Origin of the sequence: Oricola sp., from assembly GCF_022763245.1 — a bacterium.
In the GTDB taxonomy this organism is placed as follows: domain Bacteria; phylum Pseudomonadota; class Alphaproteobacteria; order Rhizobiales; family Rhizobiaceae; genus Oricola.
Map to the genome: position 1 here is coordinate 436,954 of NZ_JALEGV010000012.1, position 24,544 is coordinate 461,497.

Consider the following 24,544-nt stretch of genomic DNA (forward strand, 5'->3'; position numbering starts at 1 on the left):
CTCAGCACCCCGGCTTTTCTCGTTGTGATTGGCTGATTACGCCGCCTTGTCGCGGATCCACGTTTCGAGCGCCTCGGGCGGCATCGGCCGGCCGAAATAATAGCCCTGGGCCAGAAGCCCCTTGGACGAGCGCAGCAGCGCCACATGCTCTTCGGTCTCCACGCCTTCGACGATGCCCCGGATGCCGAGCAGGCTCGTCGTCTCGATCATCGCCTTGAGAATGGCGCGCGAGCGCATGCCCTGCCGCAGGAAGGACTTGTCGAATTTCAGCACGTCGACCGGCAGCGTGTTCAGCCGCGCCAGCGACGAATAGCCCGATCCGAAGTCGTCGATGGCGATCAGCAGGCCCATCTCGCGCAGCTTGGCGATGATGATCGCGCTGCGGTCCGCGTCGTGCATCGCGCCTTCCAGCACCTCCAGCACGATCGCGTCGCTGTCCAGTTGCTCTTCCGCGAGCAGGGACCCGATCTGGTCGGGAAGCCCCTCGTCGATCAGCAGGGTCGCGGGAATGTTGATCGACGTCCTGAAGTCGTGACCCTCTCGGTGCCACTGCGCCGTCTGCCGGATCGCCCGGGCGATCAGATAGTGCGACAGCGGAACGATCTCATGGTTGCGCTCGGCATGCGGCAGGAACTCCGCCGGTGACAGGAGGCCCCGCTCGGGATGGCGCCACCGCACCAGCGATTCCACCAGCGCCAGCGAGCCGCTGCCGATCTCGACGATCGGCTGGTAGAACAGCTCGAATTCCTCGTTCTCGATGCCGCGCGGTATCTCCGCATCCGCCTGCGCCTGGCTCACGATCTTGGCGCGCAGCGCGTCGCTGAACTGCTCGGCGCGGTCGCCCTCCAGCTTCGCTTCCTTCAGGGCCAGGCCCGCATAGCGGAACAGTTCGCTCGCGTCGGCCACGCCCGGCGAGAATTCGCAGACGCCGATCGACGCGCTGACACGCACCGACTGGCCGGCGATGTCGAACGGCTCGTCGAAGAGCTTGATCAGCATTTCGGCCTGCGCGCCGGCATCGCCACACATCTCGCAACCGCTCAGGAGAACGCCGAACTCGTCGCCGCTCAGCCGCGAGAGAAAGCCGTCCCGCGCCTGGCTCCATCCGGCCAGCCGCTCGCCGAACCGGATGAGGAGCTGGTCGCCGAACGCGGTGCCCTGGGTCGCGTTGATCGACTGGAAACCGTCGATGTCGACCAGGAACAGGCAGGGCGGCGGCTGGTCGGGACGATGGCTCTGCACCGCGGCCCTGCACGCGTTCTTGAGCGCGTTCCTGTTGCCGAGCTGCGTGAGGGCGTCGCGCATCGCCATCTGTTCGAGCAGCGCGAAGTTCTTCTGGCGCACCGTGACGTCGGCGATCACCAGCACGGCCTCGCGAACCTTGCCGTCACTGTCGAAGAGCGGCGCCGAACTGACCTCGACGAAGCGCGACTCGGCACCGTGCTCGCGGATCTCCAGGAGTTCGTTGCGGATGGTCTCGCCATGCATCGCCCGGACGGAAGGCAGCGTGGTCTTCTGGCAGGGAAAACCGTCGCGAAAACACTCGTAGCGGTCGAGGAAGTCGTAATAGGGCCTGCCCTCCGGCGCGCTGTACATCTCCTCGAAATGGCGGTTGGCGAGAAGGGCGTGCTCCGACTTCGCGTCGATCAGGCAGACCGCCACCGGCAGGTTGCTCAGGATGCCTTCCAGCCATTCGTTGCGCGTGGAGATCTCGTCGTTCGACCGGCGCAGCTCCTCGGTGCGTTCGGCGACCAGCGCCTCGGCGACCAGCTTGGCCTGGCGCTCGGCCTCGGCCTCGCCGGCGGCGCGCATCCGTTCGCGGAACACGACGAGCGATCGCGCCATCGCGCCCAGTTCGTCGGTCCGTTCGATATAGGGAATGCCGTCGTCCGACTGCCCCTCCTCCAGCGCCTTCATCACCGCGTGCAACCGGTTGATCGGCTTGGCGACACGATGGCCGAAGAGCAGTCCGGCGCCCAGGATCATGATCGCCACGGTCGCCACGCCGATGAGCAGCGTATGAACCAGGTCGTCCCACACCGTGAGCGCCTTGTCCGCGGGCACCAGCAGGAACACGGACCAGCCCAGATAGAGGCTGGCATTCGGCATGGGTGGCGCCACGGCAAAGGCCGTCAGCTGGTCGTCTCCGGCGACCCCGCTCAGCGGCGTCACGTCGAGATGCTCGGTCAGAAGGGACCGCCCGGCGCTGTCGAGCACGATCATGCTGATGTCGCCGCGCCAGTCCTGCTCGATCCGCGAGAAATAGCCGGCGCTCAGATCCGAGATGTGGCGCAGGTCGGTGAAGTTGACCCAGTAGCCCGTCGCGGTTCCGTTGAGATCCTGCGCGACCGCTCCGAACGGCACCACCGCGCGCACGTCGGGCGCGACCTGCAGCACGACGCCGACCGGCTGGGCCTCGCCGATGAAGACGGTCGTGGGCTGCGCAGCGCTCAGCGCCTTGAACCAGCGCGTGTTGGCGACCTGCGTGCCCGGCTTGACCGGACGCTCGATCGGGCGGCCGAGCGCGTCCTTGGTGTTGGCCGCGATCACCGTGCCGGAAAGGTCGACGAACAGCATCAGCGGATAGACGTCATACTGCTCCACATAGCCGTTCATCGCCTCTTCGATCAGGCCGCGGCCGCGCTCGGTGTCCCAGTTGAAGGTGTCGCGCACGGCCCCGTTCAGAACGAAGGCCTGAACGTCGGCATAGCGCTCGCCCATGGTGGCCGAGATGCTGCGCGCGATGTCGGACGCCACATGCGACAATTCCCGGATGGTGTTTTCGCGCAAGCGTGTCTCGTTCGCCAGCACGGTCAGGATCATGACCGTCAGCGGCAGGAGCCCGAAACCGACAAGCAGCGCGATGAAACGCGTCTTGACGCTTCGCAGTGTGGCGGGACCGAATGAGATCGTTCGACTCCGTCAAAGTGAGACACCGCGACCATTGAAACAATGGTTCCTTCGCGGAAGCTTAATGGACGCCGAGCAATACGCGCAATGCTCGGAAGCATATATTGCGCCGCACAAACAGGTTTGGTTGCAAAAGCAGGCACCACAACCTGTCGGGATCAGTGTCGGCATTTGCTATTCTTTGCGGGAAAATACAATCGGAAAATCAATGCGCGGAACGCGCGGCAGCCATGCGATTCACGCCGGCATGGACCTGCGGGGAGCGCTCGAAGAAGCTCGGCGCGCCCGGGCGGTGCGGGAGCCGGGGCGCGGTCGGCGCCCCGGGATTGCGGTTCGATCAGCGTTCGCGATACGCGATCAATGCTCCAGGCCGGAGCCTCCGATCGCGACGATGTTGAACGGCAGCCCTTCGACCGGGATCGTCCTGACCTCCTCGAAGCTCTCGGCATCGACGAGGCGCACGAGGTGCTCGCGCGGGTCCGTGACCGCGATGAGGTCGTGCATCAGTGCAATCCGCGGACGCGGATCGCGCCAGTGACCATCCTTGCTGTAGGGGTCGGTGATCTTCCTGGACCGGACCACCGCCCCGCTGAGGACGTCAACCGCGTGAAGCTGCCCGTCCTCCGTGAAGACATAGGCGTACTTCACCCGCGCGTCGTCGAGCAGGAAATGCACGTGGCGCACCGGCAGGTCGACGATGCGATAGGGCGCCTCGCTCGACGGGTCGATGATCGTGAGCTTGTCCGCCCCGTAGTCGCCGAAGAAGAACTGCATCGCCTTGCCGCCGATCAGGTGGCTGACCCGGCCTGCCGGCAAGTCGTCACCATAGGCGAGCATGTCCTGCTTCGGCGCGTTGCCGCCGTCGGGCCGCGCCAGAAGCACGCCTTCGTCGCAGCCGAACGCCACGAAACCGGCGGAATAGGCTTCGCCGTGAAGCCCCGTGCAGGGAGCGGTTTCGCCGATCTGGCCGCCGCTCTCGTCGAGAACGTTCAGACCGAGGCGCGGCGGCAGGTCGCCCGCCTTGGTCTCGACGTCGAGATTGGGCGTGGAGATGAGGAAATAGTCGCCCATCGGAACGGCGACGCCGTGATGCGGCGCCGTGGCCTTGACCGCCTCATAGGCCGCATCGCCTTCAAGGAGGTCCTTCTCGCGATAAGCGCGCGCCTCGCCCTCGCGGTCGAAGAACTGCACGATCTCGTCGCCGTGCATGACGGCATGAACCGGGCGTTTTCCGGCAAGCGTCACCGGCAGGAGCGCGGGGGCGCCGACTTCGATGTCGCTGTGGTCGCCATGTCCCGACAGCGTGATCCCGCTCTTGATCACATGGACCACGTCATGGTCCATCTGCACGGCCGCAAGTGTCGCGCCGCTCTCGCTCGGCACGAGATGCGTGACGTAGCCCGTGGTTGCGTATGCGTCGATCAGCGTCCCGTCGGCCGGGTCGATGACCGACACCTTGGCCTGCTCCTGGTCCGTCACGAAAAGCCGCCACGCCTCCCGTGTCTCGTCCTCGGCATGGGCCGCCGTGGCGAAAAGAACAGAAACCAGCCCGGCGGCAATGCCGGTGGAACGAACGTGCTTGTGCAAGATAACCTCCGAATTATGGAATGTAATGTTATAACATGACATTCATACAGTCGGACGATCCCCTTGTCCATGGCGTATCGCGCGCGCCGGCGCATCGGAACACCGACCGGCGTCCGTCACACCGCGCTGCCGCGCGAACTACCGGGAAAGTGAAGCGGCGTTCCGCCCTACAGTGCCGCCAGATAGGTCGGCACTTCGTCCAGATGCGGCACGACGATCATGTGCTTGACCTCGCCGCGCTTGAAGGCCTTGAGGAAGCGGTCGTAATCCTTGAACACCACGCAGCCGTTCGACTGCGAGCGGTCGCCGCCGCCGACATACATGTAGGTGTGGGCCAGGAGCCCGTCGCGGTTGAACTTCTTCTTGCCGTCGGCCGGCAGCAGGCGGATCGCCTCGACGCCGTGGAACCGGGCTTCGCGCATGCGCAGCTTGTAGAGATTGGGCGGCGTCGGGCCGCGGTTCTTCTCTTTCACGTAGCGCGGATTGTCCTGCATGTGGGCGAGGCCGGAATGCGCCTCCAGCTTCTCGCCATTCGGCATGTAGACCGTCGCCGAGCCGATGTCGTAGACGGCGACCCGCTGGCCGGGATCGGGAAGCTGGCTGCCGCTGCGGCCGAACAGCCGCCCGAACACGCCCTCGGAGGCCTCGCTCCCGCCGCCTTCGGCGTTCGGATTGGCATAGGCGAGCGTCGAATGCGCCGTGGCGCCCGAAGGCGCATGGGCCGGGCGCGCATTCGGCACCGGAACCGCCCGGGCGAGAACGATCGCGGCCTCGGCCTCGGCCGCCGCTTCGGCTTCGACCATCTCCCGCGTCACCGGCATCGCCAGCGCCACCGGCGACGCTGCCGCCGCGAACCGCAGGTCCAGACCGCCGGGCGAAACGGCCGCCGCGGCCTCCGTGATCATCGCGTAATGCTCGACATCCGTGAGCGGCCGCGCCGCCGGAACCGGGATGACGACCGGCAGGCGCCGCGTGTCCAGTTCCTCGAAACGCGGCGCGGGCGGCGTGTCGTCGATCATGGCGAGATCATAGGCCCGGTCGAGACGGTCGCCGAGGAGATCGCGCGCCAGCGTCTGTCCCGTGCCCGTGTCATGCGGCCGAAACAGCCGAACGCTTTCCGGGCCGGAGACCGAGGCGCTCACCGTGTCGGGCATGGTGATCAGCCCGGCGGAAAACTGCATCAGCCCGCCGGTCATCATCGGCACGATCGCCAGCGACCCGGCGATGCCGACGGCAGCCGTCGCGTGGACCGGATGAAGAAACCGCCTCAGAAATACCCGCACGATACGTCCCCTGCTTTCTGCCATGTCGTGATCCGCCGCGTCGCCGCCGGCCATGGGCCGGCCCTTTCGGGCGGTGGATCAATTCGCGATGTCGCGCCGGCGTCCGGCCCTGGCTTCGGGCGCGCCGTCGTTCCGCGAGAGCATCGCGCATTATGGTAAATCAAAGCTTGCCGAACCCCGTTTTGCCGGCAGCATGATCCGCACGGGACCGACTCGACCGATGAATGTGGCCTCGCCATGACGACGCGCTCACCGGCCCGCATCTGTGGCCATTTGCCGCGATCTCTGTCCACCGCCACGCGCCCCGCCCCTAGACTGGCCGGGACTTTGACCGCAACGGAACAGGCGCATGGATTGGGAAAGGGCCGTCGACCGCAATCGCGAGGCGCTTCTGCGCATCGTCGCGCTGCTGGTCGCCATGACCGGGCTCGACGAGAGCGCCCTGGCGGCGACGCTGACACGCGCCCGCAAGAAGACCGTCCTGCGCATCCTGCGCCCGGCCGAATCCGCCGTCCGCCGCCTGATCGTGCTCGCCGCCCACGGGCTGGTCGCGACGGTCCGCAAGGCGGCCACATCGGCGCGAACGACCGGCCGCGTCGCCAGGCAGACCTCGGCAAGGCAGACCTCGCCAACGCCTCCATCCGCGCAAACGGCAAGCCGGGAGACGCCCGGCGACACGGGGCTCGTCGTGACGATCCGGCCGCGCGGCGAGCCCGAACCCGTCGATCCGCGCGCCAAGGCCCGCAAGGGTCACCGGCAACCGGCCCGGCCGAGCACCGCCCCGGCCGCGCCAGGCCTGCCGCTGCTCGACCCGCTGAAGCGCTTTTCCTCGCACCCGTTCCGGCTTCGCCCGCGGAGCTATCCGCGTGTCACCGTGCTCGGCTGGTCCGAGCCGCGCCCGATCCCCGAACACTGGATCCCGTCACCGGACGATCTCCTGGACGCGGCATCCGTCTGCCGCCGCATCACCGCGTTGCGGCGCGTTCTGGGCGACCTGCCCGCGCAGGCCCGGAGGCTCGCCCGTTGGCGCGCCCGCACCGACCATGGCGAAGGGCCGCGCCGCTTCTCGCCGATGCGCGCCGGCCGCCCGCCGGGCCACCGCGTCCGCGCCCTGCATCGGGCCGACGACATCCTGCGCGAATGCCACGCCCTGGCGCGCGCGCTCGAGCGCCACGACACGTCGTGACCGCTGCTTCACTGCAATGGCCTGACAATCCGCCTGTCAGGGGCAAGCGCGGAGACGCGCCCGCGCGGCCGTTCACCCCACATCCAGCACGATCTTGCCGATGTGGCTTCCTTCCTCCATGCGCTCATGCGCCCGCCACGCTTCGCTGAGCGGATAGATCAGGTCCATCACCGGCTGCACCTTGCGGTCGGCCAGAAGCGGCCAGACCTTGTCCAGCAGGTCGGCGGCCAGCGCCGCCTTGAACTCCACAGAGCGCGCCCGGAGCGTCGAGCCGGTATGGGTCAGCCGCTTGACCATCAGCAGCGTGAAATTCGCCTCCGTCTTGGCCCCGCCCAGAAAGGCGATCTGCACGATGCGCCCCTCCACCGCCGCCGCCTTGTAGTTGCGGGTGATATAGTCGCCGCCGACCATGTCGAGGATCACCTCGGCGCCCTTGCCGTCGGTCACCTCCTTCGTCACCTCGACGAAGTCCTCCTCGCGGTAATTGATCGCCCGGTCGGCCCCGAGCTTCTCGCAGACCGCGCATTTGTCGGCGCTGCCCGCCGTCGCGATCACCGTCGCGCCGAAGGCCTTGGCGAGCTGGATCGCGGTCGTGCCGATGCCCGACGTGCCGCCATGCACCAGAAGTGTCTCGCCCGGCTGCAGCCCGCCGCGCTGGAACACGTTGTGCCAGACGGTGAAATAGGTCTCCGGCACGGCCGCCGCCTCGGAAAAGGTGAAGCCGCCCGGCACCGGCAGCGCGTTCGTCTCGTGAACGGTGGCGAATTCGGCATAGCCCCCGCCCGGCAGAAGCGCGCAGACCGCGTCGCCGACCGCAAAGCGCGACGCCCCCGGCCCCAGCGCCTCGACCGTGCCGGAAACCTCCAGCCCCGGAATGTCCGGCGCGCCCGGCGGCGGCGGATAGGAGCCCATGCGCTGCAGCACGTCCGGGCGGTTCACGCCGGCGCATTTCACCCGCAGCAGCATTTCGCCGGGCCCCGGTTCCGGCACGGGCCGCTCCGTCATCCGAAGCGCGCGCGGTCCGCCGGGTTCCGCGATCTCGATCGCCTTCATCGTCTCAGTCATGGTCCTGCCTTTTCTCGATGCGCGCGCGACTGTAGGGTCGCTTTCCCGGGGCGGCAACTGTGGAGGCGACGATGGACGAAGACCTGCCGAAACCAAAACCCACCTACCAGCTCGGCCAGGACCTGGCGCTGATGTCGGCCGACGAATTGAGCGAAACCATCGCGGCGCTGCGCGACGAGATCGCCCGGCTGGAAACGGAATTGGCCGCTAAATCGGCGAGCCGCAACGCCGCCGAGGCCTTCTTCAAGCGCTGACGCGGTTCGGCATCCGGTTCCCCGCCTTGTCCCGAAAACTGGCGAAACGGCAGGAATTCGCAATTCCGTTAACCCGCTGTTAGCCTTTACGTGGTGTTACTAAGACTGTTCGGATTCGTCCGGACTCAAGCGAAGTGACCTCGTCGCTTTGTTTGACGCCTCCCTGTTTTAACTCCTGAGAGCTGCTTTTCTGCGGCTCTTTTTTTTTGCGCGCGCTGACCCGTTTCGGGAACGGCCTTCCGGAGCGCGTTAACCTTGCATTAAGCATGTTGTTGCGCTGGCCTGTGGACATGCTCAATATGCCGATGTGCGCAAGCGTCGGCGCACCTACGAACATAACCGCGTAGCGGCGCTGAAATGTGCGGGAAGTCGGGCAGGAATCGAGTATGTCGGAAGTGAGCAAGCGGCCCAACACGATCAGCTTCATCGAGCGCAAGGCCACATCGACCGCGTTCAAGAAGCTCTATGCCGACGGCATGAGCCTGGTCGAGGAAACGGCAGCCTATCTCGATGGCGAGGGCCGTACCGAAGCCAAGCGCCTCGGCCGCGTCGCCGCGACGCTCTATGCGGCCGAATCGATGCGCCTGACCACGAGGCTGATGCAGATCGCCTCCTGGCTGCTTCTCCAGCGCGCCCTGAATTCAGGCGAGATGAGCCGCGACCAGATGCTTCTCGAAAAGAAGAAGATCCGCCTCGACACGGCCTCGGCCAAGACGTCCGCCAACGCCTGGAACGAACTGCCCGAATCCTTCCGTCTGCTGGTCAACCGGTCGCTGCGCCTGCAGAACTACGTGCAGCGCCTCGACCAGGACCTCTTCTCCGAAAATCCCGCGGCCACCATGGTCGAACCGTCCGACGACAATCCCGTCGGTTCGCAGATCGAATTGCTGCGCACGGCCTTCGCCGCGCGCTGACGCCGCAGCGAAACTCCGGACACAAAAAAGCCCGGGCGGCGCGCCCGGGCTTTTTCGTTGTCTGCGATCTGCGAAGCGGTCAGATGCCGAGGCCTTCGTAACGCTTCTTGAACTTGGAGACGCGGCCGCCGCGGTCGAGCAGGTTCTGCTGGCCGCCGGTCCAGGCCGGGTGCGACTTGGAGTCGATGTCGAGGTTGAGGGTCTCGCCCTCGGAACCCCAGGTCGAACGGGTCATGTATTCGGTGCCGTCGGTCATGACCACTTTGATCATGTGGTACTCGGGATGGATGTCAGCCTTCATTGTCTCTGTCCTGCCTTGCGGGCGGGCAGGCGGACGCTGTCTTCGTCCTTGTCCCGCGCCGGTCTGAAATCACGAAAGCCGTGCGCCATTTGGCCACGGCTTCCCAAAAAGATGCGCAGCCTATACATCAGCCGGGCGAGAAGCTCAAGACCGGCAATTGAGACAAACCAGACCGGCGGTGGCCGGCAGCAATACGGAACTGCGAGACCCCATGACCGATACGCCGCAGGACGCGCCGACCGCGCGCAAGAGGCAACCGATGCGTCCGTTGGCCCGCATGTGGCCCTATCTGAAGCAATACAGGAAACTGATGGTCGGCGCCGGCATTTCGCTGGTCATGGCCGCGGGTGCGACGCTCTCGCTTCCCACCGCCGTGCGCCGGATGATCGATCACGGCTTCTCCGACAGCAATGGCGATCTCATCAACAACTACTTCGCGATGCTGGTCCTGATCGCCGCGGTTCTCGCGGCCGCCAGCGCCACGCGCTACTATTTCGTCATCACGCTGGGCGAACGCGTCGTCTCCGACGTCCGCCGCGACGTCTTCGCCCATGTCATGCGGCTGTCGGCCTCCTTCTTTGACAATGCCATGTCCGGCGAGATCGTCTCGCGCCTGACCGCCGACACGACGCAGATCAAGTCCGTCGTCGGCGCGACCGCCTCGGTCGCCCTGCGCAACGTCATCCTGTGCTTCGGCGCACTCACGATGATGGTCGTGACCAGCCCGGCTCTCTCCGGCATCGTCATCGCCGCGATCCCCGTCATCGTGCTGCCGCTGGTCGCGTTCGGCCGCAAGGTGCGCGCCCGTTCGCGCGCCGCCCAGGACACGCTGGCCGACGCCACGGCCTATGCCAGCGAAGCCATCGGCTCGGTGCGCGCCTTCCAGGCCTTCACCAACGAGGATCTTGCGACTTCCCGTTTCGCGAAGGCCGTCGAAGCCGCCTTCTCGGCTGCCCGCGTCTCGGCGCGCGCGCGCGCCGGGCTGACCGCCTTTGCCATCTTCATGGTCTTTGCCAGCGTCGTCGCGGTCCTGTGGATCGGCGCCCAGAACGTGCTTTCCGGCTCCATGTCGCCCGGCACGCTCGGCCAATTCCTGCTCTATGCGGTCTTCGCGGCCAGCGCGCTCGCCGCACTCTCGGAAGTCTGGGGCGAGATGCAGCTCGCCGCCGGCGCCGCCGAACGCCTGTCCGAACTTCTCGACGAGGAGCCGGCGATCATGTCGCCCGCCAACCCCGTGCCGCTGCCCGAGCCGGCCAAGGGCGCGGTCACCTTCGAGGAAGTGTCCTTCGCCTATCCGAGCCGCCCGGACGAAAACGCCGTGCGCGGCCTCGATTTCTCCATCGCGCCCGGCGAAACCCTCGCCGTCGCCGGTCCGTCGGGCGCCGGCAAGAGCACGCTCTTCTCCCTGCTCCTGCGCCAGTACGATCCGAGCGCCGGCCGCATCCTCGTCGACGGGGTCGACCTGCGCGACGCCGCCCTCGACGAGGCCCGCGCCCGCTTCGCCATCGTGCCGCAGGACGTCGCGATCTTCGCAGGCACCGCCGCTGACAACATCGCTTTCGCCCGCCCCGGCGCGACGCGCGACGCCGTCATCGAGGCGGCGAAGGCAGCCCAGGCGCACGACTTCATCGAAGCGCTGCCGGCCGGTTACGACACCCAGGTCGGCGAGCGCGGCGTGACCCTGTCCGGCGGCCAGCGCCAGCGCATCGCCATCGCCCGTGCCATCCTGCGCGACGCCCCAATCCTGCTGCTCGACGAGGCGACTTCGGCGCTCGACGCCGAAAGCGAGAAACTGGTCCAGAAAGCGCTCGAACAACTGATGGCCGGACGGACCACCATCGTGATCGCGCATCGCCTCGCCACCATCCTGAAGGCCGACCGCATCCTCGTCATGCAGGATGGAAGGATCGTCGAGGAAGGCACCCACGCTTCGCTGTCGCGGCGCGAAAACGGCATCTATTCGCGGCTGGCGAAATTGCAGTTCGATGACGGCACACAGGCCGCGATCCAGGGCGCGGCCGAATAGGCCGGACCGTCCCGGTCAGCGCTCGGTAAGCTTCAGCTCGATGCGGCGGTTGCGGTCTCGCGCCTCCGGCGTGTCGGCCGGATCCAGCGGCTGATACTCGCCGAAGCCCGCTGCGACCAGCCGCTCCGGCGGCACGCCCTGCGAGATCAGATATTTGACGACCGACGTGGCGCGCGCGCTCGACAGTTCCCAGTTGTCGGCGAAACGGCCCGTGCCCGAAACCGGCACGTTGTCGGTGTGCCCGTCGACGCGCAGAACCCAGTTGATTTCCCCGGGGATCTCGCCTCCGAGCTCGATCAGCGCCGCGGCAAGCTTGGCCATTTCGGTCGCGCCGGCCGGATTGAGATCCGCCGAGCCCGACGGGAACAGCACTTCCGACTGAAACACGAACCGGTCGCCGACGATGCGGATGTTCTCGCGGTCGGAGAGGATCTCGCGCAGCCGGCCGAAGAAGTCCGACCGGTAGCGGTTGAGTTCCTGTACCCGCTGCGCAAGCGCGACATTCAGCCGCCGGCCGAGATCGGCGATCTTGGCATTGGACTCTCGGTCGCGCTCCTCGGACACCTCCAGCGCGTCCTCCAGCGCGGCGATCTGCTGGCGCAGCGCCAGGATCTGCCGGTTGAGCAGTTCGACCTGGCTCAGCGCCCGCTGGCTGATCGCGCGCTCGTCGCCCAGCGCGGCTTCCAGGTCGCCGATCTGGCTCTGCGCCGCCTCGCTCTCGCCGCTGCCGGCCGCAAGCAGGCTTTCCAGCCGCGACCGTTCGGCTTCCGCCGCCGACAGCGAAGCCTGCAACGCCAGCAACTGGTCCTCGGCATCCTGCCGGTTGCTGCGCTCAAGCGCGAGCAGTTGCGTCAGCTCGTTGATCTGCGAGTTCAGCCGGTTGAGCACGGCGTCCTTGCCGGAAATCTCCTGGCTCAACAGGAACTGTGCCAGCACGAAGACCGACAACAGGAACATGATCGCAAGGAGCAGCGTCGCCATGGCGTCGACGAAGCCCGGCCAGTAATCGACTCGCCTGTCGCTGCGGCGGTTCCGCGCCAGAGCCACGGCTATCTGCCCCCGTCATTCTTTTCGATGGCCGCGCTCAATCGGTCCAGCGTCCTACGGATCGCCTTCTGCTCCTCGGATTGCGATTCCACCCAGTCGCGCATCATCTGCTGTTCGGAGCGCATGTTGCGCACCAGCCCCTGGATACCCTCGGCCAGATTGGCCATCGCGGCGGTGGCCCGCTGATTGCCGCCCGCCCCGCTCTGCATCGATTTCAGCGCTTCGGCGACCGTCTTCATGTCGGCGCTGGTGTCGGCGCCGGCCCGCAGGCTGGGCACGCCGGATTGCAGGTCGGTCACGGACGAGAGCCAGTTTTCCAGCTCCGTGTAGAAACGGTTCTGCGCCCGGCCAGCCTGCAGGTCGAGAAAGCCCAGCACCAGCGATCCGGACAGGCCGAACAGCGAGGACGAGAACGCCGTGCCCATGCCTTCCAGCGGCGCGTTCAGGCCGGCCTTCAAGGCGTCGAGAATGTCGTTGGCGTCGCCCGCGCCCGGATCGAGCGACTGGATCGTCGCGCCGATCGATCCGATCGTCTGCAACAGGCCCCAGAAGGTGCCGAGCAGGCCGAGGAAAACCAGAAGGCCCGTCAGGTAGCGGGAGATGTCGCGCTGCTCGTCGAGGCGCGTGGCGATGGAATCGAGGATCGTGCGCGTTGAAAGTGTGGAGAGCGACCGCGCTTCGTGCCGGCTCAGAAGCGCACGCATCGGCGCGAGCAGCACAGGATCGCGCCGCGCCGCCATCAGCGCGTCGCCGGACCGGTAGGTGTTCACCCAGCCGACCTCGCGAAACAACCCGATAACCTGCTGGAAAACGAGGATGATGCCGACGAAGAGAACGCCGAAGATCAGCCCGTTCAGCCCCGGATTGCTCATGAAGGCCGTCGAGATGTGCCGGAACAGGATCGCCGCAACGAAGCCGACGATCACCAGGAAGATGATCATCGATAGAAGGAAGACTTGCGGGTTGGACAAGCGGTTGGGATCGAACCGGCCCTGCGGCGGGACGGTCGCGCCGTCCTGTTCCGTATCATCCATGCTCATTCCCGAATCCCTTTGGCATACGATCCCCTATGGATAACGAGACCTTAGACGGAAAAATGGCATAATCAAATGACGGAACGGCGTCCAACGCCAACCGGCGGGAAGGATTCGGATAGCCGGTGCGCTGATCGATATCCGGCGCGACAACGAGCGAACGGTCTCGTCAGCCTTTCGTCAGCGGACGATTGACCGTGTCCATGAGGGCCTTGTGGATCGCCTCGTTGCCCGCCGCGATGTCGCCGCGGCCGAACATGTCGGTTCCGCCGGCGAGGTCGCTGACGAAGCCGCCCGCCTCGCGGATCAGCAGGATCCCTGCCGCCATGTCCCAAGGCGACAAGCGCTCTTCCCAGAACCCGTCGAGACGCCCGGCAGCGACATAGGCGAGATCGAGCGCGGCGGCGCCCGAGCGCCGGATGCCGATCGCCTCGCCCATCACGTGGCGCAACTGCACCAGGAAGCGGCCGTGGTCACCGCGCCCGAGATGCGGGATGCCGCATCCGATCACGCAATCCGTCAGCTTGCGGCGCGCCGCGACCCGCAGGCGTCGATCGTTGAGATAGGCGCCCGCGCCCTTTTCCGCCGTGTAAAGCTCGTCGGTGGCCGGGTTGAAGATCACGCCGGCAACGAGTTGGCCCTGGCGCTCCAGCGCCAGCGACACCGCGAAGTGCGGAAAGCCGTGCAGGAAATTGGTCGTCCCGTCGAGCGGATCGATGATCCAGCGGTGCTGGGTATCCTTGCCCTCGACCGTTCCGCCTTCTTCCAGCAGGAAGCCGTAATCGGGACGTGCCCGCTCGAGCTCCGTGCGCAACACCTGTTCGGCGCGCAGGTCGGCCTGGCTGACGAAATCGCCGGGCCCCTTGACGGAAACCTGCAGGTTCTGGACCTCGCCGAAATCGCGCGCCAGCCCCCGGCCGGCCTTCATGACCGCCTGGACCATGACATTCATCAGTGCTGAACGCGCCATGCCGCTCGTCCTTCAGATCGTGTGTCGAATATCCGCGGCGGACGGTCAGTCCGCGCGGCGAATGTAAGTGATCTCGTTGGTGTCCACGAGGATCTTCTCGCCGGCCTCGATGAAGGGCGGCACCATCACGCGCACACCATTCTCCATGATTGCCGGCTTGTAGGAGGATGCCGCCGTCTGGCCCTTGACCACCGGGTCGGCCTCCACGATTTCGAGCACCACCTGGTCGGGCAACGAAACGCCGATCGGCCGGTCTTCGTGCAGTTCCACCGTGACCGTCATGCCGTCCTGAAGGAAGGCGGCGCGATCGCCGACGAAGTCCTTCTGCAATTCGAGCTGCTCATAGGTCTCGTTGTCCATGAAGACCAGTGCGTCGCCCTGCTCGTAGAGGAACTGGAAATCCTTCTGCTCCAGACGCACGCGCTCCACGGTCTCGCTGGCGCGAAAGCGTTCGTTCAGCTTGGTGCCGTCGATCAGGTTCTTCAGTTCCACCTGGTTGAAAGCGCCGCCCTTGCCGGGTTTCACGGCGTTGCATTTCACAGCCGCCCAAAGCCCGCCATTGTGTTCGATGACGTTGCCCGGCTTGATTTCGTTTCCGTTGATTTTCATGTGAGAGCACCGATTGTTGTCGCCCACCAGGGGGCCGCGTATTGGGGCGGTTCAAGACCACACTTGCGGCGATCTTTCAAGCTGCTTCGCCGCGCCGGCGGCGTGGAAGGTTCAGCGCAGGCGGTTGGCCCGATCGATGGCCGCGCGCCGCTCCTCCTCGGTCAACCCTTCCCAGAAGTCGTCCAGCGCTTCGTCGCGCAGCCCCGCGCGGCGCGTGACGACCACCCAGGCGGCGGCCTCCATTTCGTTCGGCTCCGTGCCGAGCCCGCCCCAATAGAGCTTCGCGACTTCCGCCTGCGCCGCGACATTGCCGGCGCGCGCCGCGCGGATCGTCCAGGCGAACGCCTTGTCGAGGTCGCGCACCCCGCCGATGCCGTGCAGGTACCAGTTGCCGAGATCGAACTGCGCCGTATCGTAGTTCTGGCGCGCCGCCTTGATCAGCCATTCGCGGGCGGCAACCGGATCGGGCGCAACGCCGGCCGTGCCGTTGACCAGGAACTGGCTGACGGCATATTGCGCGTCGGCGATCCCCTGCTCGGCGGCCTTCAGGAAATAGGGATAGGCCTCCATCGTGGACCGGCTTCCGGGCCTCTGGTCGATCAGGAGCTGCGCGTAATTGAACTGCGCACTCGCGTTGCCGGAATCCGCCGCGGCCTTCATCAGCTTGCGCGCCTCGTCGATCGCCGCCGGATCGTTCTTCCTGTCCAGGAGGATCAGGGCATATTGCAGCTGCGCTTCCGCCACGCCCTGCCCGGCCGCCAGGCGATACCATTTGGCGGCTTCTTCCTTGTCGCGCGAGACGCCGAGACCGCGCGCATAGATTTCGGCCAGCAGCGTCTGCGCCGCCGGATCGCCCTGTTCGGCGCGCGGCAGGGCCAGGTTGCGGGCGGTCAGGTAGAGCCCGCGCTGATAGGCGCCGAAGGCCTCGTCGACGGGCTGGTTGCCGAAACGCGAGGGAGCGATCTCCTCCGCGTCGAGCGTCTCCGGTCCGTCCGCCGCATAGACGGCGGGCGCGCACGCCACGGCGATCGCCACGAGAGCGGCGAGCCCGCGCCCGGCGCGCCTTGCGACTGCCATTGTCATGCCGCTTCGGTCAGGGTGAACGGTCCGAGGATGCGGTTGGCTTCGGCCACGGCCTCGCCCGGCTCCACCCCCTCCGCGAAGATCGCCCGCGACAGGGCGACGAATTCCGTTCCGGTGGATGCGGCGTCGGCCAGCGTCTCCAGAGACGCGCCGCCCATGAGGATGCATGGGATCTCGACCATCGCGGCCCACCACTCGGCGATATCCATGTTCTTGCGGTGCGGGCCCGGATGGGTGTCCTGTCCGAAGCGCCCGAAGAACAGGTAGTCGGGACGCGCCTCGCCCATCTCCAGAGCCTTGTGGCGGGTCTCGGCCCCGCCGGCGCCGACGATGTTGCGGCCGGCCAGCCGTTCCGCCGCCTCGCTCAAATCCGCCATTCCGCTGTCGACGTGCAGCCCGTCGGCGCCGGTTCGGCCGAAAGCGCGCGTGTCGTTGACGGCGATGGCGGCGACGCCCCGCGCCTGGGCGACGGGCACGCAGGCTTCGAGGTGCTTCTGATAAGCGCCCTCGTCGAGATCATGGACGGGGAAGATGACGGACGCGACATCGCCTCCGGTGAGTGCGGCTTCGAGCCGGGCGGCGAAGGCCGGACCGGACTCGCCGGGCGGCGCGACAAGCACGAGCCTGCAACGTTCGAGATCGGCCTCGTCGGCCGTATGGGATACCGTCTGGTTCATGGGCGCTAACTAAATTTCCTTCGGGTCCGGTTCAACCGGAAAAGGGACCGTTTTGCGGCGGAACCGTCCCGCTTCCCCGCCGCGACCTTTCTTAATCGCGTGAAATGCCGTAAGCGCGGCAGTGTCCAACGTCTCCGACGGCCCCCGATGCCCATCATTACCGATCCGTATTTCTATGCCGCGGCCATCCCGGCCGTCATCTTCGTCGGCCTGTCGAAAGGCGGCTTCGGCGGCGCGATGGCGCTGATCGGCATGCCGCTGATGGCGCTCGTCGTCTCCCCGATCAAGGCCGCGGCGATCATGCTGCCCATCCTGATCGTGATGGACATGGTCAGCCTGTGGACCTGGCGCGGCGTCTTCGACGGGCGCACGCTGAAGATCATGCTTCCGGCAGCGATTGTCGGCATCGGCATCGGCTGGCTGACGGCGACCTGGGTCACGGCGGCCCATGTCCGTCTCCTCGTCGGCGCCATCGCGCTGCTCTTCGTCGCGGATTATCTGCGCCAGCGGATCATGGATACCGGCAAGCAGCCCCTGGCGCACAACCCGATCAAGGGGCAGATCCTCGGCATCATCGCAGGCTTCACCAGCTTCGTCTCGCATGCCGGCGGCCCGCCCTATCAGTTCTATGCCCTTCCGCTCCGCCAGGATCCCAAGGTCTTCGTCGGAACCTCGGTCATCTTTTTCTCGGTCGTCAACGCGGTCAAGCTCGTACCCTATTTCGCGCTCGGGCAGTTCGACCCGACCAATCTGGCGACATCCGCCGTGCTGATGCCGGTGGCCCCGGTCGCCACGCTGACGGGCGCCTGGATCGTCCGCCGCATCGACAGAAGTGTCTTCTATCCCTTCATGTACACGATGATCCTGGTCGTCGGCGCGAAGCTCGTCTACGACGGATGGACCGGACTTTAGCTGCCGCGTGGGAAGGATTGACCGCGGCCTGGTTTGCCCCTACCGGTTAAAAGATGAATGCCGCGGACTCCTTTCACGCAATCGCAGACGCCAACCGCCGATTCATTCTGGAGGAGTTGCGCCGCGCGCCCATGACGGTGGGGGAACTGGCCCAAAAGCTTCCCATCTCCCGTCCAGCGGTTTCGCAGCACATGAAGATCTTGCTCGATGCGGGGCTGGTCTCGGCGCGCGCCGCGGGCACGAAGCGGTTTTACGAACTGAACCCGGCGGCCTTCCTGCCGCTCAACATTTGGCTCGACCAGTTCTGGGACGGCGACTGAGCGCCGTCCCGAAAAGGCCGCCTCGCGGCGGCCCCAAACTCGGATAACTGATGTGACTAGTGACGCGTCGCGGTGCGGATGCGCTCGATCTCTTCCTTCACGCGCAGCTTCTCGCGCTTGAGCTGGGTGAGTTCGACGCTGTCGGGTACGGGGCGGGACATGGCTGTGGAAATCTGCGATTCCAACGTTCCGTGCTTGCGCAGGAGGGACTCCAGATGGGCTTCTATCGACATGTAATGTCTCCTTCCGTTTGACCGGCCTGTCGTGGGCCGGACTTGGCATGGTGACACGGAAACCCGCATCTGTCGAACACGTGGCTGTGGAAATGAGTGTGAATTTGTTGCAAATAGTGAACTGATCGTAACGCGGGGATTCGCGACCGACGGCAGGCTGAAACACGACAAGAAGGAAGCGGCATGTCAGAGCAGGATCAGGCCGATTTGCGGCTTGCATTTGCGCGGCTTAAACAGGAACACGCAGACTATGACGCCGCCATCGACGCGATGCTCCAGGTCGGGTGCAACATGATGCAGATCCAGCGCATGAAGAAGAAGAAACTCGCCGTCAAGGACCAGCTTCAGAAGCTGGAAGACCAGATCATCCCGGATATCATCGCCTGACCGGAACCGCCATGACCGCAAAAGTCGCCATCATCATGGGCAGTCAATCCGACTGGCCGACCATGCGGCACGCCGCCGCTGCCCTGGATGAGCTGGACGTGCCTTACGAGGCGCGCATCGTCTCCGCCCACCGCACGCCCGACCGCATGGTCGAGTTCGCCAGGACCGCGAAACAGTCCGGCTTTCAGGTCGTCATTGCCGGCGCCGGCGGCGCCGCGCACCTTCCGGGCATGGTCGCTGCGATGACCCCGCTTCCCGTGCTTGGCGTGCCGGTCGAATCGAAAGCGCTGTCCGGGCAGGATTCGCTGCTGTCGATCGTGCAGATGCCGGCGGGCATTCCGGTCGGAACGCTTGCCATCGGCAAGGCGGGCGCCACCAATGCCGGGCTGATGGCCGCTGCAATCCTCGCCTTGCAGGACGACGCGCTTGCCGGCCGGCTCGAGGCCTGGCGCGCGGCCCGCACCGCCGCCGTCGCCGACCATCCGGTCGACGAGGAAAGCGGCTCGTGATGCGGCTGCGGCGCGGCGCCACGATCGGCATCATCGGCGGCGGCCAGCTCGGCCGCATGCTCGCAATCGCCGCGGCCCGGCTCGGCTTCAAGACCTGCGTGCTGGAGCCGCAGGAGGAATGTCCGGCGGCCCAGCTCTGCGACACCCACATCGTCGCCCCCTATGACGACCTGAGCGCGCTGGAAGACCTCGCCGAGCGCTGCGACGTCATCACCTACGAATTCGAGAACATCGATCTCGACGCTGCGCGCTGGCTCGAAGGCCGCGCAGAACTGCGCCCCGGCGCCCTGGCGCTCGAAATCGCGCAGGACCGGCTCGCGGAGAAGAATTTCCTCAATGACGCCGGCATCCGAACCGTGGCGTTCCGCCAGGTCGACGACGCGGCGCAACTGTCCGAGGCGCTGGCGGCGTTCGGCGGCCGCGGGATCCTCAAGACCCGCCGCTTCGGCTATGACGGCAAGGGCCAGGTCCGCTTTCGCGGCGACGCGTCCGACCCCTCACCAGAGGCCGCGCTGGAAAGCCTCGGCCACGCCCCGTCGATCCTGGAAGAGTTCGCACCCTTCGCCGCGGAGATTTCGGTCATCGCGGCGCGCGGAGCGGATGGGGCCGTCGCCTGCTACGACCCGCCCTGCAACGTCCACGAGGACGGCATTCTTGCGACCTCGACCGTGCCGAGCGGCTCAAGCAACGAGATCGAGTCCGCCGCGAAGACCGCGGCCGGCAAACTCGCCGAATCGCTGAACTATGTCGGCGTGATCGGCCTCGAGTTCTTCGTGATGTCGGACGGAAGCCTGCGCGCCAATGAATTCGCTCCGCGCGTCCACAATTCCGGGCACTGGACGGAAGCCGCATGCACAGTCTCGCAATTCGAGCAGCACATCCGCGCCGTCGCCGGATGGCCGCTCGGCGACATACGCCGGCATAGCGATTGCGTCATGCACAACCTGATCGGAGACGATATCGGCCGCATTCCCGATCTCGCCGGCCAGTCCGATGTTCTGGTGCACGATTACGGCAAGGCCCAAAGCAGAAAGGGCCGCAAGATGGGGCATTTCACCCGGATTACTCCGCGCATCGGTTGACATCGGCCGGGGTTTGCGGTTATCCACCGCTCCACTGGTTTGGCGCGCCTTTCGGCGCGTTTTTGTTTGAGCCCTCGACGGGCACCATAGGCGATAAAATGAAGATCAAGAACTCGCTCAAGGCGCTGAAGACTCGTGACCGCAACAACCGGGTCGTTCGCCGCAAAGGCCGCGTCTACATCATCAACAAGCAGAATCCGCGCTACAAGGCTCGCCAGGGCTGATCGGCGCCGCGTTGCTCGCGGCTGCCTCACGCAATTTTGCATTTGACGTTTGCGATGCGGGCAATACCTTGTCCGCATGCAGACGTTTTTTCGCTTTGTCCTTCTGACCTCGATTCTCGCTCTCGGCACACCCGCAGCGCTGGCGCAGGACGTTCCTGCCCAGGATTTCAACGGACCCGAATTCGAAGAACCCGGCCTCGACGAGCCCTTGCCGGTTCCGCGCGAAAACCTCACCCCGCAGCCGCCTGTCTATGACGACGTGCCGCTGGCCGCGGAGCCCGAGGCGACCCGGCTCGACGAGCTTTTCACCAAGCTGAAGAAGGCGAGTGATTCGCGCTACGCCGAAACTTTGGCCAACGGCATCTGGACCCAGTGGTACCGCTCCGGCAGCGCGACGATCGACCTGATGATGGGCTGGGCAAACGACGCCTACGAGGAAAAGAAATACAATGTCGCGCTGGATTTCCTCGACCAGGTGATCATCCGCGCACCGGACTTCGCCGAAGGCTGGAACCGCCGCGCCACGCTGCATTACTCGATGGACAATTTCGCGAAATCGATGACCGACATCGAGAAGGTGCTCGAACTGGAACCCCGCCACTTCGGCGCGCTGGCCGGCCTGGCCACGATCCTGGAGCGCACCGGCAAGAACGAGGCCGCGCTCAAAGCCTGGATGCGGGCGCTGGACGTCTATCCGGCGATGCAGTCCGCGCAGGACGCGGTGGTTCGGCTGTCCGACGAACTGGCCACCGACCAGATCTGAACCCGGCAACGCAGGACGAGACGATACCGGGCCGATGAACCTTGTCACCGTGACGCTTCTCGCCATCGCAGCGCCATTCCTGGTGCTCGCCGCGATCACCCGCGTCTGGGTCTGGCAGGTCGAGAAGGAGCATCCGCCGATCGGAAGCTTCGCGACCGCCAACGCCACGCGCATGCATTACGTCCTGGACAAGGCCGGTGCTTCGGCCGACCTGCCGCCGATCGTTTTCCTGCATGGCGCAAGCGGTAATCTCGCCGACCAGATGACGGCCTTCCGCGATCGCCTCGCCGGTCGTGCCGACCTCCTCTTCGTCGATCGGCCGGGGCACGGCTGGTCGGAGCGCGGTCCCCGTTCGAACGAACTTCCCGACGGCCAGGCCGCCACCGTCGCCGCGCTCATGGACGAACTCGGCATCGACAAGGCGGTGATCGCCGGCCATTCCTTCGGCGGAGCCATTGCCGCCAGCTTCGCGCTCGAACATCCCGACAAGACGATCGGCACGCTCTTCCTCGCACCCGTCAGCCACCCCTGGCCGGGCGGCGTCGACTGGTACTACAACCTGACGCCGGTCCCTGTGATCGGCCGCATCTTCTCCGAAACGCTGGTGCTGCCCTTCGGCCTCGGACGCATGAAGTCCGGCATCGCGGCCGTCTTCACGCCGAACAAGCCGCCCGAGGGTTTCGTCGAACAGACCGGTGTGCCGCTGCTGCTGCGGCCCTGGCACTTTCGCTCGAACGCCACGGATGTCGCCCGCCTCCACGACTACGTCACGCGAACGGCGCCGCGCTATCGCGAGATCCGTACTCCGGCCGTGATCATCACCGGAAACTGTGACGCCATCGTCCTGCCGAAGGTGCATTCCGTCGGACTGAACCGCGATCTGCCGGACGCCGAACTACTTTGGATCCGTAATCTCGGCCACAAGCCGGATTATGTCGCGACCGATCTAGCGGTCGCGGCCATCGAGAAGCTTGCCGGTTTCCCGCGCGACCTGCAGTCCATGGCGCGAGCACTGGAAGCGAGGATCGCGGATGACGCCTTCGGGCCGCTTGAGCGCTGCCTCGGCGATGTCGATCAGATGCCGGACAGTCCGTCAGAACCGATATAGGCGATCCGCAGCATGTTGGTCGCGCCCGGCGTGCGCAGGGGCACGCCCGCCGTGATGATGATCCGGTCGCCGGGCTTGGCGAACTCCTCGCGAAACGCGATGCGGCAGGCACGGTCGACCATGTCGTCGAGATCGATCGCGTCGTCGGTCACCACGCAATGCAGCCCCCAGACGAGCGCCAGCCGGCGCGCCGTCTCGATCACCGGTGAAAGTGCAATGACCGGGGTGTCGGGCCGCTCGCGCGAGGCGCGCAGGCCCGTCGTGCCCGACGAGGTGTAGCAAACCACCGCGGACAGTTTCAGCGTATGCGCGATCTGCCGGGCCGCCGCCGAAATCGCATCCGATCCCGTCGCCTCTGCCTCGGGACGCTGTGCGTTCATGATGCCCTGGAACAGCGAGTCGCGCTCGACCTTCTCGGCGATGCGCGACATCGTCTCGACCGCCTCGACCGGATAATCGCCGGCCGCCGATTCCGCCGACAGCATCACCGCATCCGCGCCTTCATAGACGGCGGTGGCGACGTCGGAGACTTCGGCGCGTGTCGGCACCGGAGCGGAGATCATCGATTCCAGCATCTGGGTAGCGACGACGACCGGCTTGCCGGCCTTGCGCGCCGCGCGCGTGATCTGCTTCTGAATTCCGGGCACCGCTTCCAGCGGCATCTCGACGCCGAGATCGCCGCGCGCGACCATGATCGCGTCGGACAGTTCGATGATCTCGTCCAGCCGCTCTACGGCCTGCGGTTTCTCGATCTTCGAGAGGAGCCCCACCCGTCCGCGCGCGATCTTGCGCGCTTCGGCCAAATCGTCAGGACGCTGGATGAAGGACAGCGCCACCCAGTCGATCTCTTCCTTCAGCACCGCGTCGAGGTCGACGCGATCCTTCTCGGTCAGAGCGCCGACGCCCAGCGTCGTGTCCGGCAGGCTGACGCCCTTCTTGGTCGAGATCTTCGTGCCGGAGACCACCTTGGCGACGATCGACTTGCCGTCGGTCTTCTCGGCTACCAGTTGCAGCCTTCCGTCGTCGATCAGCAGCCGGTGGCCGGGCTGAACCGCTTCGAGGATTTCGGGATGCGGAAGATAGACGCGCGTGGTGTCGCCCGGCTCGTTGCGATTGTCGAGCGTGAAGGTCTGGCCCGGCTGGAGCTCGACCGCGCCGTCGGCGAACGCGCCGACCCGCAGTTTCGGACCCTGCAGATCGGCCAGCACGCCGATCGGCCTGCCGATCCGTTTCTCGACCGAGCGGATGCGCTTGACGAGGTCGCGCATCAGATCGTGGCTGGCATGGCTCATGTTGATGCGGAACACGTCCGCACCGGCATGATGCAGCTTTTCGATCATCTCTTCGGTTGATGAGGAAGGGCCAAGCGTCGCGAGTATCTTGACTTTGCGAACGCGCCTCACTGGCCTTCTCCTTGCTGTCCGTTGGATGCCTGACCGGCCGGACTGGTCTCCGCCGGTTCCGGATCGTCCACGAGCTGGACCATCCAGTTTGTCTGGTTGCCTGTATCGTATTCACGGAAGCCGGCTTTCTGGAAGCCGCGCGCGTAGCAGTCGTTGACGCCCGTGATCTTGAACTGCAATTCGGCGATGCACATGCTCACCGGCCCGTCCCATCGCCCGCCGCGCACGCCGTCCTCCGCATAGAGGTAGTAGTAGCGTGATTCCAGCGGCCCCTCGATGAGCGTCTTGCAGGTCGAACCTTCAACGGCCCACCATCCTTCCGTGATCCAGCCGGCCCGCGCCCGGTAGCCGATGGCGACGCCGACAAGATCCTGTGTTGCGTTGCACACGCGAAAGTCCGCCCGTGCGACCCCCGTCTGCAGCGCGATCGCGGCCGCAGACACCGCGAACAGACCGACAACGCGCGTGTAAATCGATTTATCGAACGGATTTATCGGCATTTCGGGTGACACTGGTGTGACGCGATACAAATGGGTTTTCTCATCGTGGTTTGTCGCATGGCAACACTTTATGTCAATGCAAAGGTGGAACACAGACATGTTTTGCGCCCGCAGGCGATATCCCCGGGCTTGAAGCGCCGCCTGCGCCACCGATATG

General features: G+C 65.9%; 26 protein-coding genes. 12 read left to right on the top strand and 14 right to left on the bottom strand.

Translation table 11 applies throughout. From position 1 onward, the window contains the following. Window positions 1-36: 36 nt before the first annotated feature. From MRY80_RS06360 to MRY80_RS27285, 3 genes are all read right to left on the bottom strand, one after another. Window positions 37-2,823 (bottom strand): EAL domain-containing protein, encoded by a 2,787-nt coding sequence (locus MRY80_RS06360; protein WP_293289153.1) that lies wholly within the window; start codon window positions 2,821-2,823, stop codon window positions 37-39. 444 nt (window positions 2,824-3,267) lie between these two features. Beyond that, window positions 3,268-4,497 (bottom strand): hypothetical protein, encoded by a 1,230-nt coding sequence (locus MRY80_RS06365; protein WP_293289155.1) that lies wholly within the window; start codon window positions 4,495-4,497, stop codon window positions 3,268-3,270. Between the two features lie 167 nt (window positions 4,498-4,664). Beyond that, window positions 4,665-5,804: a DUF2778 domain-containing protein gene (locus tag MRY80_RS27285; RefSeq protein WP_346433384.1), complete on the bottom strand. Its 1,140-nt coding sequence runs from the start codon at window positions 5,802-5,804 to the stop codon at window positions 4,665-4,667. A 325-nt stretch (window positions 5,805-6,129) separates the two neighbouring features. Here MRY80_RS27285 and MRY80_RS06375 point away from each other — a divergent pair, with 325 nt between their 5' ends. Next, window positions 6,130-6,966, top strand: coding sequence for a hypothetical protein (locus MRY80_RS06375; RefSeq protein ID WP_293289157.1), 837 nt, complete (start codon window positions 6,130-6,132; stop codon window positions 6,964-6,966). Window positions 6,967-7,038: 72 nt separating this feature from the next. On the opposite strand, the gene MRY80_RS06380 is transcribed toward MRY80_RS06375, so the two are convergent. After that, a complete protein-coding gene (locus tag MRY80_RS06380; protein WP_293289631.1) occupies window positions 7,039-8,019 on the bottom strand; it encodes an NAD(P)H-quinone oxidoreductase in 981 nt (326 codons plus the stop codon). An 83-nt stretch (window positions 8,020-8,102) separates the two neighbouring features. Between MRY80_RS06380 and MRY80_RS06385 the strand changes: the two genes are divergently transcribed. Next, window positions 8,103-8,285, top strand: coding sequence for a DUF1192 domain-containing protein (locus tag MRY80_RS06385; RefSeq protein ID WP_293289159.1), 183 nt, complete (start codon window positions 8,103-8,105; stop codon window positions 8,283-8,285). A 386-nt stretch (window positions 8,286-8,671) separates the two neighbouring features. Beyond that, complete coding sequence (locus tag MRY80_RS06390) at window positions 8,672-9,199, top strand: DUF1465 family protein (protein WP_293289161.1); 528 nt, start codon at window positions 8,672-8,674, stop codon at window positions 9,197-9,199. A gap of 79 nt (window positions 9,200-9,278) precedes the next feature. Here the strand turns inward: MRY80_RS06390 and rpmE are convergent, their stop codons facing one another. Continuing rightward, the gene (gene rpmE / locus MRY80_RS06395) at window positions 9,279-9,500 is read right to left on the bottom strand and encodes a 50S ribosomal protein L31 (protein ID WP_293289163.1); all 222 of its coding nucleotides are present in this window, start codon (window positions 9,498-9,500) and stop codon (window positions 9,279-9,281) included. A 211-nt stretch (window positions 9,501-9,711) separates the two neighbouring features. Between rpmE and MRY80_RS06400 the strand changes: the two genes are divergently transcribed. Further along, complete coding sequence (locus MRY80_RS06400) at window positions 9,712-11,526, top strand: ABC transporter transmembrane domain-containing protein (RefSeq protein ID WP_293289165.1); 1,815 nt, start codon at window positions 9,712-9,714, stop codon at window positions 11,524-11,526. Between the two features lie 15 nt (window positions 11,527-11,541). Here the strand turns inward: MRY80_RS06400 and MRY80_RS06405 are convergent, their stop codons facing one another. The 6 genes from MRY80_RS06405 to MRY80_RS06430 all read right to left on the bottom strand — a co-directional run bounded on the left by MRY80_RS06405 (window position 11,542) and on the right by MRY80_RS06430 (window position 16,946). After that, window positions 11,542-12,573 (bottom strand): peptidoglycan -binding protein, encoded by a 1,032-nt coding sequence (locus MRY80_RS06405; RefSeq protein WP_293289167.1) that lies wholly within the window; start codon window positions 12,571-12,573, stop codon window positions 11,542-11,544. 2 nt (window positions 12,574-12,575) lie between these two features. Then, entirely contained in the window at window positions 12,576-13,613 is a 1,038-nt protein-coding gene (locus MRY80_RS06410) for a flagellar motor protein MotA (protein ID WP_293289169.1), read from the bottom strand. 163 nt (window positions 13,614-13,776) lie between these two features. Further along, entirely contained in the window at window positions 13,777-14,577 is an 801-nt protein-coding gene (locus tag MRY80_RS06415) for an inositol monophosphatase family protein (RefSeq protein ID WP_293289171.1), read from the bottom strand. A gap of 45 nt (window positions 14,578-14,622) precedes the next feature. After that, window positions 14,623-15,186 (bottom strand): elongation factor P, encoded by a 564-nt coding sequence (efp, locus tag MRY80_RS06420; RefSeq protein WP_293289173.1) that lies wholly within the window; start codon window positions 15,184-15,186, stop codon window positions 14,623-14,625. Window positions 15,187-15,297: 111 nt separating this feature from the next. Next, the gene (locus MRY80_RS06425; protein WP_293289175.1) at window positions 15,298-16,269 is read right to left on the bottom strand and encodes a tetratricopeptide repeat protein; all 972 of its coding nucleotides are present in this window, start codon (window positions 16,267-16,269) and stop codon (window positions 15,298-15,300) included. After that, window positions 16,266-16,946: a thiamine phosphate synthase gene (locus MRY80_RS06430; RefSeq protein ID WP_293289177.1), complete on the bottom strand. Its 681-nt coding sequence runs from the start codon at window positions 16,944-16,946 to the stop codon at window positions 16,266-16,268. The genes MRY80_RS06425 and MRY80_RS06430 overlap by 4 nt, the downstream gene beginning before the upstream one ends. 147 nt (window positions 16,947-17,093) lie before the next feature. Here MRY80_RS06430 and MRY80_RS06435 point away from each other — a divergent pair, with 147 nt between their 5' ends. Next, the gene (locus tag MRY80_RS06435; RefSeq protein ID WP_293289179.1) at window positions 17,094-17,858 is read left to right on the top strand and encodes a sulfite exporter TauE/SafE family protein; all 765 of its coding nucleotides are present in this window, start codon (window positions 17,094-17,096) and stop codon (window positions 17,856-17,858) included. 53 nt (window positions 17,859-17,911) lie between these two features. After that, window positions 17,912-18,178 (top strand): metalloregulator ArsR/SmtB family transcription factor, encoded by a 267-nt coding sequence (locus MRY80_RS06440; protein ID WP_293289181.1) that lies wholly within the window; start codon window positions 17,912-17,914, stop codon window positions 18,176-18,178. Window positions 18,179-18,234: 56 nt separating this feature from the next. On the opposite strand, the gene MRY80_RS06445 is transcribed toward MRY80_RS06440, so the two are convergent. Then, entirely contained in the window at window positions 18,235-18,411 is a 177-nt protein-coding gene (locus tag MRY80_RS06445) for a DUF465 domain-containing protein (protein WP_293289183.1), read from the bottom strand. Window positions 18,412-18,594: 183 nt separating this feature from the next. Between MRY80_RS06445 and MRY80_RS06450 the strand changes: the two genes are divergently transcribed. The 6 genes from MRY80_RS06450 (at window position 18,595) to MRY80_RS06475 (ending at window position 22,484) form a co-directional block, all read left to right on the top strand. Further along, window positions 18,595-18,798 (top strand): YdcH family protein, encoded by a 204-nt coding sequence (locus tag MRY80_RS06450; protein WP_293289185.1) that lies wholly within the window; start codon window positions 18,595-18,597, stop codon window positions 18,796-18,798. An 11-nt stretch (window positions 18,799-18,809) separates the two neighbouring features. Beyond that, on the top strand, window positions 18,810-19,307 hold the full coding sequence (gene purE, locus MRY80_RS06455; protein ID WP_293289187.1) for a 5-(carboxyamino)imidazole ribonucleotide mutase: 498 nt from the start codon (window positions 18,810-18,812) through the stop codon (window positions 19,305-19,307). Next, entirely contained in the window at window positions 19,307-20,389 is a 1,083-nt protein-coding gene (locus MRY80_RS06460) for a 5-(carboxyamino)imidazole ribonucleotide synthase (protein ID WP_293289633.1), read from the top strand. Before purE ends, MRY80_RS06460 begins: the two co-directional genes overlap by 1 nt. A gap of 98 nt (window positions 20,390-20,487) precedes the next feature. After that, entirely contained in the window at window positions 20,488-20,613 is a 126-nt protein-coding gene (gene ykgO / locus MRY80_RS06465) for a type B 50S ribosomal protein L36 (protein ID WP_293289189.1), read from the top strand. 76 nt (window positions 20,614-20,689) lie between these two features. Further along, window positions 20,690-21,376: a hypothetical protein gene (locus tag MRY80_RS06470; RefSeq protein WP_293289191.1), complete on the top strand. Its 687-nt coding sequence runs from the start codon at window positions 20,690-20,692 to the stop codon at window positions 21,374-21,376. Window positions 21,377-21,410: 34 nt separating this feature from the next. Continuing rightward, complete coding sequence (locus MRY80_RS06475; RefSeq protein ID WP_293289192.1) at window positions 21,411-22,484, top strand: alpha/beta hydrolase; 1,074 nt, start codon at window positions 21,411-21,413, stop codon at window positions 22,482-22,484. On the opposite strand, the gene pyk is transcribed toward MRY80_RS06475, so the two are convergent. Continuing rightward, window positions 22,451-23,887, bottom strand: a complete 1,437-nt coding sequence (pyk, locus tag MRY80_RS06480; protein WP_293289194.1) for a pyruvate kinase — start codon at window positions 23,885-23,887, stop codon at window positions 22,451-22,453. The two genes, MRY80_RS06475 and pyk, sit on opposite strands and share 34 nt — an antisense overlap. After that, on the bottom strand, window positions 23,884-24,387 hold the full coding sequence (locus MRY80_RS06485) for a DUF1036 domain-containing protein (protein ID WP_293289635.1): 504 nt from the start codon (window positions 24,385-24,387) through the stop codon (window positions 23,884-23,886). Before MRY80_RS06485 ends, pyk begins: the two co-directional genes overlap by 4 nt. Between the last annotated feature and the right edge of the window lie 157 nt (window positions 24,388-24,544).